The organism is Prosthecobacter sp., assembly GCF_014879935.1.
Lineage (GTDB): Bacteria > Verrucomicrobiota > Verrucomicrobiia > Verrucomicrobiales > Verrucomicrobiaceae > Prosthecobacter.
The window spans coordinates 17,730-29,566 of sequence record NZ_JACSRD010000100.1 but is presented as its reverse complement, the minus strand read 5'-3'; the positions used below and the strand labels follow the sequence as shown (position 1 = coordinate 29,566).

Annotated in this window: 7 protein-coding genes; 2 read left to right on the top strand and 5 right to left on the bottom strand. The window is 59.3% G+C overall.

The annotated features are described in order from the left end of the window. Positions 1-18: 18 nt before the first annotated feature. On the bottom strand, positions 19-4,080 hold the full coding sequence (locus IAE77_RS06460; RefSeq protein ID WP_294223522.1) for a hypothetical protein: 4,062 nt from the start codon (positions 4,078-4,080) through the stop codon (positions 19-21). A 203-nt stretch (positions 4,081-4,283) separates the two neighbouring features. Here IAE77_RS06460 and IAE77_RS06455 point away from each other — a divergent pair, with 203 nt between their 5' ends. Next, positions 4,284-7,712, top strand: coding sequence for an FAD-dependent oxidoreductase (locus IAE77_RS06455; RefSeq protein ID WP_294223520.1), 3,429 nt, complete (start codon positions 4,284-4,286; stop codon positions 7,710-7,712). A gap of 47 nt (positions 7,713-7,759) precedes the next feature. Here IAE77_RS06455 and IAE77_RS06450 read toward each other — a convergent pair whose 3' ends face one another. Genes IAE77_RS06450 through IAE77_RS06440 form a run of 3 tightly spaced genes read right to left on the bottom strand, consistent with a single transcriptional unit; the run spans position 7,760 to position 11,387 of the window. Continuing rightward, entirely contained in the window at positions 7,760-9,898 is a 2,139-nt protein-coding gene (locus IAE77_RS06450; RefSeq protein WP_294223518.1) for a protein kinase, read from the bottom strand. Continuing rightward, positions 9,885-10,652, bottom strand: a complete 768-nt coding sequence (locus IAE77_RS06445; RefSeq protein WP_294223516.1) for a PP2C family serine/threonine-protein phosphatase — start codon at positions 10,650-10,652, stop codon at positions 9,885-9,887. Before IAE77_RS06445 ends, IAE77_RS06450 begins: the two co-directional genes overlap by 14 nt. Before the next feature lie 6 nt (positions 10,653-10,658). Then, entirely contained in the window at positions 10,659-11,387 is a 729-nt protein-coding gene (locus tag IAE77_RS06440) for a VWA domain-containing protein (protein ID WP_294223513.1), read from the bottom strand. A gap of 91 nt (positions 11,388-11,478) precedes the next feature. Here IAE77_RS06440 and IAE77_RS06435 point away from each other — a divergent pair, with 91 nt between their 5' ends. Continuing rightward, positions 11,479-11,607, top strand: coding sequence for a DUF1016 N-terminal domain-containing protein (locus IAE77_RS06435; RefSeq protein ID WP_294223511.1), 129 nt, complete (start codon positions 11,479-11,481; stop codon positions 11,605-11,607). A gap of 37 nt (positions 11,608-11,644) precedes the next feature. Here the strand turns inward: IAE77_RS06435 and IAE77_RS06430 are convergent, their stop codons facing one another. Beyond that, the gene (locus tag IAE77_RS06430; RefSeq protein ID WP_294223508.1) at positions 11,645-11,818 is read right to left on the bottom strand and encodes a hypothetical protein; all 174 of its coding nucleotides are present in this window, start codon (positions 11,816-11,818) and stop codon (positions 11,645-11,647) included. Positions 11,819-11,837: the final 19 nt, after the last annotated feature.

Here is an 11,837-nt window from a genome sequence, read left to right as displayed (position 1 = left end):
AGAAGGTGGGTGAGGGGCTCAGTAGTCCGCGTTCCAGCGCTGGTTGAGGCATTCAAAGGTCACGCTCTTGCGGAAGCGCACGCAGCACGGGCACCAGCCCGCTTTTCCACGGATGCGGCCGTGACCGCGATAGCTGAAGCCGTCCGGCGTCATGCGGCCCACCATGTCCACATCTCCCTTTACCGAGAGGGTGCAGAGCGCCTCGCCCTTCACCTCCGCATGGATGCGTCCGCCGAGGGTCGGCCCCTCCAGGAAGGCAAAGAACCCCACGCCGAGGCCTGCGGATACCCGGAAGGCGCAGGAGTAGTCCACCAGCGGCACACGGCCCTCAGCGTATTGGAAGTAACCGGTGAAGGTGGGGCTCGGCTGGCCCAGGAAGTCCGCCACGAAGGGATCAATCATGGCCAGCGGCTCCAGCGAGCGAGTCCTGCCGGCAAAGAAGCCGCCTTTCAGCCCGGCGCTGCCCATGTCCATGTCCGCTGCGGCGCTCACATACTGCTCCATCGTCGAGGCCATGAACGAACCCGTCATCTTGTTGATGGTGACGCCTCCGTTGTCCATTTTGCCGTCCAACTCCACACCGCCGCCAAAGCCGATGAAGTCCTCATTGGTATCAAAGGCCAGCTTGATGCGGATCGTGCCGGTGACGTCCTTGCCGAGGCCCGTCCAGTCCAGCGGCATCTTTTCCGTGCCAGCCTCCACGAGGTAATAATCCGCCGGAGCCGTCGCACCTCCAGTGGCCGCCGGACTGGTCACCCGCATGTCTCGCACGAGGAAGTAACCGCTGAAGGTCATGTCCTTCCCCATGGTGATCTTGAGGTTGGAGTTCACCCGCAGCTCCGCCAGCGAATCGCCGCGCATGTGCGCGTAGCCGTCCACCGCCGCCGTCGCCATCAGGCCTTCGAGCGCGTCGGTGAAGGCGGAGTCAAAACCGGGCATCGAGCGTGTGATGATCTTCACCAGCATGCCGTTGAACTGCGCCAGGAGATCGTCCAGCACCTGCCGCCAGGCGGACTCCGCCATGCTCACACGCTGGCGCATCGTCGCCTGCACGCGGCCTGTGTAGTCCGTGGTCGTCACCGCCGCGTCCATCAGCTCGCGCAGGATGATCTGCCGCCACTCCGCATCCGTGAAGTCACGCACGCCGCCGCCACGCGCCATCGCCAGCTCCACACGCTGGCGGATGCGCACCCGTGCCGCGTCCCACGCCGCGATGATGTCCGGCCGGGCGGCCGTGGCCAGATCCTTCAGCTCCTGGGAGAACTCGCCGCCTTCCATGGCGTCCTTGATCTCCTGCAGCCGGTCTTTGACGATTTTGAGCGCGTCCGTGATCTGGCCCAGCGCCGCCTGCGCATCCCCGAAGGCCCCGCTGAAGTCCGCTCCGCTGAACGCATCCGCAAACTCCGGCGCAAAAGCTCCCACGAGGCTCTGGAGCAGGCTCCGCGTCACCTCCGAGTTCAGCAGGCCGCCCCCGTCCTCCACGAGGCCCGCGATGGCATCCAGCCCCTTTTGAATGTCACCGGCACTCGCGGTCAGCACGGCGGGGGTGACATCGTTTTTCAAGCCGATGGAGGCGAAGAGCTTCTGCGTCATGGCACCGCCATCGCCTGCGGTGGAGAGATGTGCGTCCACCACATCCAGCACGTCCTGTACATCCCCGCCAGCGCCAGCGTTCTGCATGGCATTCAGCAGGTTCGTGAAGGCCGCGCCACCGAGCTCCTGCTCCAATGCCGCGCCCATGAAGGTCTCCGCCTGCTCGGAGGACACACGCTTCAACGCGTTCACGCCGGAGGTCAGCTTGGCCGCCACCGCGTCCATGGCATCCTCCAGCGATGCATTCACGCCCAGACCATCCGCCAGGGCATCGAAGCCTATGTTTGCCAGGGAGATGCGTGGGATGAGGGTGTACTCCTTGCCGAATTTGATCTCCGTGTCCTGCGGCGTGATGAAGGTCACCCGGCACTCGGCATCTTTGATCACTGAGAGCGACTGCTGCACCGGATCGACGCCTTCAAAGATATGCCGTGAGGCGTTCCACTTCAGCGGCAGATCGAAATTCGTGCCGCCGATCCAGGTTTGCAGTGCTCGTGGCAGATACGGACCATTCGCGCCGTCATGGCCCACCGTGCGATAGGCATCTCGATTTATCCCCGCAGGCACGCCGGTGTTCCCAGCGTCGGCGATCTCGCGATCGAAGAAGTGCCCGCCATCCGCATCGCGAAAACCTCCATTCGGCCAGCCGCCCATCAGGTAGAGCTGCGCCGGGTCCGTGCCTGTGCCCAGCGACCGGGCGGTCACATGCAGATGCACCGGGATGTCCTCAAAGAACGGCACATTCACCGTCGCCGCCAGATTGAAGTAGCCGCCGTGGTCCGCTCCCGCAGGCAGATGATTCAGATAAGCCCCCTCGCAGGCAGTCAGCTCGAAAGACGTGCCGTTCGGCCCCGGCAGCGTGAACTGCAAGGGCAGCGGAAAGCGCCCCGGGTTGCTCATGTCATCCATCGGCCGGCTCAGCGGACCGTTTTTCTCAAAACCCAGCTCCGCGAACAGCATCTGCGGCACAAAGGACGCCCTCGCCTTCAGGCTCACAAACAACCGCGCATCCCCGGTGCCGCACTCCGCCCCGGCGCCTTCTTTGAAACGGATCCGCGATGCCGCAAACTCCATGCCCCAGGCCAGCAACGTGTCGCCTGTATAGCTCGCCGGTGGCGTGAACTCCGTCACACCGCCCACACAGTTGAAGTTCAGCTTCTCAAACGGGATCGTGATGTCCGACGGCCTCGGCACATACAGCGTGCCCGCCACCCGCGAAGGCAGCAGCCGCCCGGAGAAGGTGTCCGTGTTCGAGTTGTCCAAAAACGCCAGGCCGAAGCTGCTGAACTGGCAGTCGTAACCATATACCGGCACCACCAATGGCACGCCCGTGTCCACCGCATTGTGCCTGCCGGAAACCCCGCCCGCCCGCACCACATACTTGCTGCGGGAAGTCAGAGCGTACACGTCCGATTCCGCCCCGCCGAGGATGCTCACCGCCTGCATCACCGATCCCGCCGGGCAGCGCAGGTTCATCCCCGCGTAGTCGCCATCCCCATTCGCATACGCCTGCGAGCCCGGCCGCTCCGCCACCAGCGTGCCCGCCTGATTGCGAAAACCCGTGAGGTGCAGCGCACACGCCAGATCCTCTGGCGACGACTGCGCCGTGCCCGGCATGCACGACCCCGCCACCACCATCGTCCCCGTTTCAAAGAAGCCTACCAGCCGGTGCGCATAGTCGGCACTTGCTGGCAGGTAGCCCCACTGAAGCGCAGCCTCTGCATTCAGCGTCCCAGGAATCCAAAGCCCGCCATCCGCCGTGACGATCGCATTGCCACCGGTCGGCGTCAGGCTGTAGCTGCCCGAGGGCGGCCCGCCCACCGGCTCATCGCATCCCGCACAGCCCTTGGTGTAGCTGATCGAGACCGCGTTCACGCCGGTGAGTTCGCTTTGAGACGACACCACCGCGTCCGAGCTCACCCGGACCGATCCTCCGCCATGGGAAATCCCCACGTTGTAAGGGAAATGCGCCGCGTAAGCCCCGCCAGCGAGCGTCAGCGTCACATTCAGCTTCGCCGAGCCATCCGAGCCCTTCGTGATCGTCGGGTGCGCATCACTCGCCGTCACGCTGTTGTAGAGAAAGGCATTCGAGCGCTTCGTCTTACCCTGGGCGTTTTCCAAATCCAACGACACCGCATTGAGATGCGCCAGCAGCGGCGTGTTCTCAGAGATCGCATCGGTGGCATCCAGCGTGAAGACGCCGGAGCTCTCATCGTAGTGAACCTTGCTCGCCTTGATGAAGACAGGCTTCGATTCCTCCGCCAGATAGATCGCGAACTGGTTCGTGCTCGTCCATGTCCCCGAACCCGCCGCGTCCTCGCTGAACTCCAGCTCCTTCTCCAAAACCGGATCATCCACACTGTTTGTCCATCCGCAGCCTGCCGGTAAAAGCATTGCCTGCAACTGGGCGGCACCGGCCACGGTGTGCCCCGTCAGCAGCAAAGTGATGACGGGCACGAAACGACGAAAACAAGAGAGGCGTGACATGTGAACGAGAAGAATTCATCCTCCCGTCACACCTGGCGATGCCGTCTCGTTACAAGATTTTGCGATTTCCCCGGGCGAAGCCACACCTTGGTAAGCTGAATTGTCCAGCAAGCCTCGTTTCACATGCTCGTTGTCCGTAAATGAACCTTTATCGGACACTCGCTGTCTTTCTCCCGGCCCTGATTTCGCTCGCAGCGGAACCATTGCCTGTCGTCGATCTTTCTCAAGACACGCAGCGCCACGTCATCATCTCCCAAGGCACGGCAGAGGTCTATCAAGGCCATCCGACGACGCTGCTGATGCCGGATGGCAAAACGATGTTCTGCGTGTGGACGCATGGGCATGGCGGCACGGCGGGGCCTCTGAAGCGCAGCGATGATGGCGGCAAGACATGGAGCGAGGAGCTGCCGGTGCCGGAGAACTGGTGGAAGGTGAAAAACTGCCCGGCGATCTATCGCCTCACCGATCCGCAGGGTGTGGCGCGGCTCATCGTGTATGCGGGTCAGGGGCCGGATGGCACGATGCAGCAGTCGGTTTCCACCGATGAAGGCAAAACGTGGTCGCCGATGCAGAGCAACGGCCTCGTGTGTGTGATGCCTTTTTGCACGATCATGCCGGTGGAGGGTGGCAAGAAGCTCATCGGCCTCTCGAACATCCGACGGCCCGGTGAAACGAAGGACAAGCGGTCGAATGTCGTCACGCAGAGCGAGTCGCTCGACGGTGGGCTGACGTGGAGCCCGTGGCGCATCCTCGTTGATCTCGGCGATTTGAAGCCCTGTGAGCCGGAGGTGATTCGTTCGCCGGACGGCAAACAACTGCTGTGCATGATGCGCGAAAACATCCGCACGGAACCTGCGCACTTCATCACGAGCGATGACGAGGGCAAAACGTGGTCTGAGGTGAAGGCGTTGCCGGTCGGTTTGCACGGTGATCGGCACAAAGCGGTGTATACGAAGGATCGGCGGCTCGTGATCGCCTTCCGCGACACCGGCTTGAAGAGTCCGACAAAGAATCACTTCGTCGCGTGGGTGGGTCGCTACGAGGACATCGTCAGCGGCAAGGACGGCGAATACAAAATCAAGCTGTTGCGCAGCTACAAAGCCAGCGATTGCGGCTATCCGGGCCTGGAACTGCTGCCGGATGGCACGCTCGTCGCGACGACCTACATCAAGTATCGCGAAGGGCCGGAGCAGAACTCAGTGGTGAACACAAGATTCACGCTCGCGGAGACGGACAAGGCCGAAAAAACCACGCCGACCTCGGTGGAACGCAAATCGGCAGGCATCGTGCTCGATGACGATGCGGCGGAATACACTGGCGCATGGAAAGTGGCCGACAAACTCCCGGCGCTCGTCGGTGCTTCGTATCGTCATGATGATCGGGCCAAGAAGTCGGACGCGGTGGCCAAGTTCACGCCGGAGATCCCAAGCAACGGCAAATACGAGGTGCGCTTGCTTTACGTGCATGCCACGAATCGCGCCCAGAAGGCGCAGATCACCATTCGCGGTGCTGACGGTGAGAGAACGGTGACGCAAAATCAACGCGAGGCGTGCCTGGAAGATGGCATACCGCGTTCGCTGGGTGTGTTCGCCTTTGCCAAAGGCAAGTCGTGCAGCATCGAGATCTCCAACGCAGGTGCGGATGGCTATGTGGTCGTCGATGGTCTGCAACTCGTGCCGGAGGCCGAGGCCATCGCGGAACGCAACACGCGAACGGATGCCGGTTTCCCGGCAACCAAGGCGAGCGAGGCCACCCCGGTGACAATTCCGCCACCGATGCTTTTGAAGAGCGCGGCGAAACCCTCGGATGTGGATGGCAAGTCGTATGACCTCGTCGTCATCGGTGGCACGCCGGGCGGCATCGCCTGCGCGGTGCGTGCGGCGCGTGAGGGCTTGAGCGTGCTGCTGGTGAATCACACGCAGCATCTCGGCGGCTTCTCCACCAGCGGCGCAGGCGGCTGGGAGGCACCGTATGACGGCCTGCGCTCGCCGATCTATGGCGAGATGATCACGGGCGCGGCTCAGTATTACGCGAAAACTTACGGCGAGAACTCACCGCAGTACATCGTCTCGATGCCGAGCAAGACGAGCCGTGCGCACATCGACCGTCCGAAGATCGAGCCGCGCATCGCGGAGATGCTTTTCAACGAGATGGTCGCGAAGCAAAAGACACTGACCGTGTTGCTCGGTCACATCGTCACTCAAGCGCAGCGCGAGGGCGCTTTGATCCAAAGCGTGACGCTCAAGCCGATGCATGGCGAGAAAGCGATCACGGTGAGCGGCAAGATTTTCGCTGACGGCATGTATGAGGGCGATTTGATGGCCGTGGCCGGTGTGAAGACTCAAATCGGCCGCGAATCCCGTGCGCAATACGGCGAGAAGCATGCTGGCGTCATCTACACGCAGGAACGCCACAAGGAACCCGGTCAGCGCGGTTTCCCCAAAGCCGCCGATGAAGGCACGCTGAACATCCGCTACAACAGTCATGCCACCGCCGACATCGTCGAAGGGCCGCAAAGCGGCGAGGCCGATGGCAGCGTGATGGCCTACAACTACCGCCTCATTCTCACACGAGAACCATCGAACCGGATCAGGGGCGAAAAGCCCGCGAACTTCGATCTCGCCATCGCCAAGCAGGCCATCGGCGGCGGCTTCGTGCCGAACCTGCCAAACAAGAAGGTCGCGTGGAACGGCGGACGCCTCATCGGCCCGCAGAACGAGTATCCCGGTGCCGATTGGCCCACGCGTGAGGCGATTTCAAAGCGTTACCTCGACGCCATGCTCATGCGTCTCTGGTGGGTGCAAAATGATCCCGAGGCTCCAGAAAAGGAGCGCAAGCAGTTCGCGAACTACGGTCTCGCTGCCGATGAGTTCCCCGACAACGGCCATGCGCCGTATGAAATCTACGTCCGCGAAGCGCGGCGGCTTGTGGGGCGTTATGTCTTCAAAGAGCAGGACAACGTCGTCGCCGCAGGCATCGCCCGCACACCAATCCACGCCGACAGCATCGCGATGACCGATTGGCCGGTCGATTCCGTCGCCTGCCTGCCGCGCAAGGCACCCGGCGGCAACACCGACGGCATTCTCTTCCTCGGCGAAGAATCCCGCCCCGCGCAGGTGCCGTATCGCTCGATTCTGACCAACGAAGTCGATAACCTCCTCGTCCCCGTCGCCATCAGCGCCTCCCACGTCGGCTGGGGCAGCATCCGCCTCGAACCCGTCTGGATGCAACTCGGCGAAAGCGCCGGATTTGCCGCTGCGCTCGCGGTGAAAGGCAAAACGACCCCTGGAAAGCTCGATTCCGATGCTTTGATCCGAAAACTCGCCTCCAGCCGCGTGATGGTCTCGTTCTTCAACGATGTCGATGTCACCTCCGATGCACCCCAAGTGGCCGCAGCCCAGTATTTCGGCACGAAGGGCTTCTTGGCGAGCTACGATGCCAAACTCGATGAACCGCTCACCGCGGCCGTGAAGGCCGCTTGGGAGAAAGGCCTCGCCGATCTCCAAAAAGGCAGGCTGGAGCCGATGAAGCTCTCGAGGGCTATGAATGTGGCTGAAGCGCAGAATTCTACGGCCATGAAGGAGACGCGGGGTGTGGCTCTCGTCACCATATGGAAGACGCTATCGCCATAGGGCATCTTAGAGAAGCACCTTTTGCGACTTCAGTCGGGAATGAACGCTCAATTCCACTTCTTGACTGGTTGTGGGCACACTTGAGCGTCAGCTATCGCTTGTGCATACAGCTTGACCTGTTCTTCCAGCTTAAGCCGCATGTCCTCGTAATCCTTTTTTGTCTTCGTGACCAACGCATCAAGATTCCGAGCCTCTTTAGCTACTGCTTCACCCAGAACTCCGTGAACACGATTCCCGTCAGCCGATTGTTGAAGGGTGATCCAGCGAGCACGGAGCTTTTGATACAATTTGAGAATTTCCTGCTCCTTTGCTTGGACGCTCTTGCGGACTTCCTGCTCAGCCGCGGAAGGCAGGGGTGCAGATGAATTGAAATGGAACCGCCCTTCAATTCGCCGCAGCCAGTCTCGTAACTCTGCGGCTCCTTGCCCCAGTCCTGGCACACCTCGCATGTGCCTCACATCCCATGCAGTAAAAATGCCATAGGATACCAGTGTGTTATAGCGGACAGGGCCGATTTGAGGAATGCCGTGACTTGGGACCCGCACACTACGCAAGTGTGCTTCGAGTTGGGCCTTTTCGGCAAACTGACGGCGCAGCGAATCCCTCAGCTTTGGGAGGCTCTTTGTCTCATCGCGAAGATTTCTCAGTTCTTGTCGCACGAGGCTTATCTGAACATCAAAATTGCGCTTCTCTTGATCGAACATGGAAGAGACCCGCTGGGCAGCTTTTTTCCTCTCATCTCTAAAATCTCCCAAACTCCGAGTGGAAAGCTGCTGCATGTATTGCAGCAGGCTTTCGAGGTCAGCCGTCATTTGAGCTGGCGCATTCTTCCGCTTCTCGATCTCCTGATTGTAGGCAGGGTTCGCCGTCCCTGGCGCGATCAACGACCAGCCCCAAACGATCCCGATAATCCAAACAAAAAAGGCCGGAGGTGCGACGAGCATCATCACCACGCTTATCAACAGCACAAAAACGCCGCCAACAAAACCCATTCGCTCCTTCGGAATCGTTGGGAACGGTGCGGCTTGAAGGGATGGCACATTCAGCGATGACAATGCAGGAACAGCTAAAGTGAACGCTTCCTTCTTTTCAAGACTCGCCCAGAGGTTCGCGGTGGTTGGGAAAGACGCAGCCTCTACAGCCGAAAGGAGCTTTTCGACTTCGGTCAGGGATGATCCCGAACCGTCACCGCTTGTGATGACCACAAAGAAGTTTCCGCCGCCATGATTCCAAATCGCACACCAAGGGCATTCATTCAGTCGTCTGTAGAAGACATGCCCCCACTGGCATTTCTTTAACTCGATCCGTTCCAGTTCACGGCACCACTCGTCTGCTGAGGGGCGAACTCTCGTGAGGAAGGCGCGCTCAAACAAGTTGGCGACTCCATCTGGAAGGGCTTGGAGCGTCAGAAATTTTGGTGGGGGCTTGAAGCTTCCACGCCTGCTTTGCGAGTATGGAAATATTGCCTGCTTAATGAGGTCTTCCAGCGAGGGTGAATTCTCCAAAAGGTGGTCGGGCGGAACCCCCGCGAATGGGTGCTTGCCCATGAAAAGGAGATGAAATATCATCACGGCAAGGCCGAACAAATCATGCTGCACCGTGCGTCGAGAAATGAGCGATGGAGCTTCTATCAATTCCGGTGGAGCCCAACCGGCTGTGAACACCGAGCAGGGAAAGACTTGCCCGTTCGCCCCTTGAATTTGGAAGGAGTCACAATCAATGAACCGCACTTCGCCGGTTTCGGCAGTAACGAACACGTTGGTCTCGTTCACATCGCCCATGATCACGTCGTGTTGATGCAAGCAGTGGAATGCGGCAGCCACGTTCCTTGCGACATCAATCAGACTTTGCCAGGTGGCCTTGGGGAAGTGATGGTTTCGATCATCCGGTCGGTATAGGAGGTGAATGCTTTTTCCCGAGATTCTCGGCATGAGAAAGCCCACGGCTTTCCCGTCACTGAAAATCAGCTTTTGAGGCCATGCGGCAATCTTCCGAACATGAGGCAGTTGTGCGGCCGTTTGGATCCTTAACTTCTCGCACTGATGCCGATCTGGCAGCCGATGCGCATGGTATATCTTTGCGACCATGTCGCTACGGCCAACAACGGCATGAGTTGTGCCCTCGCCGCCCGGGCTTCCAACGCGTTCGCCAAGAACGATACGGTTGCGATGTTCATCCAGGAGCATTGGCCGAATTCTTCCAAACTAACACCAAGGTCAAATCGTCATCTTCGCGTTCGGTAATCACCGGCGAAGTGAGCATTTGCTCGATTCTCAGGGCAATCTCTGATTCAGAGGGCTGACTTCGTAGCGCAGAAAAAATCCTCTCAACGAAAGGAAGATGAGGTTTCCGTACGGCAGCATCCAGGCAAAACATCTCCATGCCATCAGTGAAACCTAAAGCAGCAACGGCATCTTCAAAGATGGCGGGCGTCCACTTAGATTCCCAATTATCAGATGTGATGAAAGCTGTCTGATTGTTGAATTCTCCCTTGTAGGGCCAAGTGGCACATTCGATCCCTTGTGTTGTCTCGACAATCCAGGCTCCATCGCCGACCTGCCAGAAGTAGCTGCAATCATCCTCAAATGCCGCAGCCAACAGCGTGCAGGCGTAGTCACCGATCTCATTTCCATCGGCTTTGCTTTTCTCGATAAGTTCATGGCGCACCTGCCTGCCGAATTCAAGGGCCGCGACATCCGTTATGTCCTTCAAGCTGCCAGGGTGGCTGGCGATGGCGCTGATGATTGTTTCAACCGCCAGTCTCGCACCCGTTTTGCAGCATTTGGCACTGCCTGCACCGTCTGCGAGCGCTACCACACGACGGCCATCTACAACACTCGTGAGTGAAAAGAAGTCCTGACATGGCAGGCCAGCCTGGATGTGTGCGCCACCTGCAATGCTGTGACCAGCGCAACTCCATAGATTTGTTGCGATGTTCATTGAGCATTATGATTGTCCTGCTGCCCAACCCGAGATCGAAGGGAAGCTAACCTTGTCACCAGGATTGGATTGTGTGATGGCCTTCTGTGATTGGGTAATCCACTGGAAAAGTTCTCTGAATCGAACTCCTTGAAGTTTCAGCGGTGGTCGTGCCTCCTCATCTGCGGGGCGCGTCTCATCACATAGCTGTTTGAGCTTTTCCATATTCGCGCCCTCCACAGCAACAGCGAAGAACTGTGCTCGATTGTTTCTGCTCTCTCGGAGGCGGCGAACTCCCTCATGCCAAATTTCCCGTCCATCGTCCGTTGGACCTCCGTCTGTGATCAAGAAAACCCAAGGCTTGTATTGAGGAACGGCTTGGCGGCTCAATTCGATTCTTCGGTCTTTCAGCAAGTCCAACCCAGCCACAATTGCTTGGCCCATTGGTGTGTCTCCACTGGCTGAAAGCGTCGGAATCAACACTCTGTCAGGTGTGGCAAATTCTTGGACCACTTGAACCGTTCCGCCAAAAGTCACGATTGCAATTTCAAGGCGACGTTTTGCCAGACTGTCAGCGGCCACCTCATCAATGTATTGTGTCAGCCCAGCTTGAAGCTCCTCCAGCGGCTTGCCAGACATCGAACCCGAGACATCAAGCAATAGAACCGTTGGGCAACGTCGGTCAGCGTTACCATGAATGTCGCCTTCGTCATGGCCGAAGCCGACTGCTATTTTTTGATCAATCTGTTCGCTCATAAGGTTTGTTCACTTGTTGCTTTTTCCAGTTTAGCCAGTCGTGTGCTTCGATCAAGAACGATGCTCTAGCAGTGCCCTTGCCTGCTGCGAGTTGACCATCCGAGTCCGAGCTGCGCAGGTGAAGGCGGCGGTGTCGGTGAACCGGGAGTTGATTCTGCTCTACTGGCACATCGGGCAGGAGATTTTGCGGGCACAGAAGGTGGAGGGCTGGGGCGCGTAGATCGTCGAGCGGCTGTAGGTGACGTTTCTTGGGCCGCCTACTCCCTCGGTCCGAGCGGCACATGGTCCATGGGATACACGGGCACGGTGCCATCGGCGTTGAACCAGCCGAACTTGATCATCTCGGCCTTCTGCTTCTTTCTGGGCAGGGCGTCGAACTTCTTCAGATAAGCCGTGATGCGGGCGGAGAAGTCCTTCTCGCTGAGACGCATGGGGTCGGATGGGCGTTTC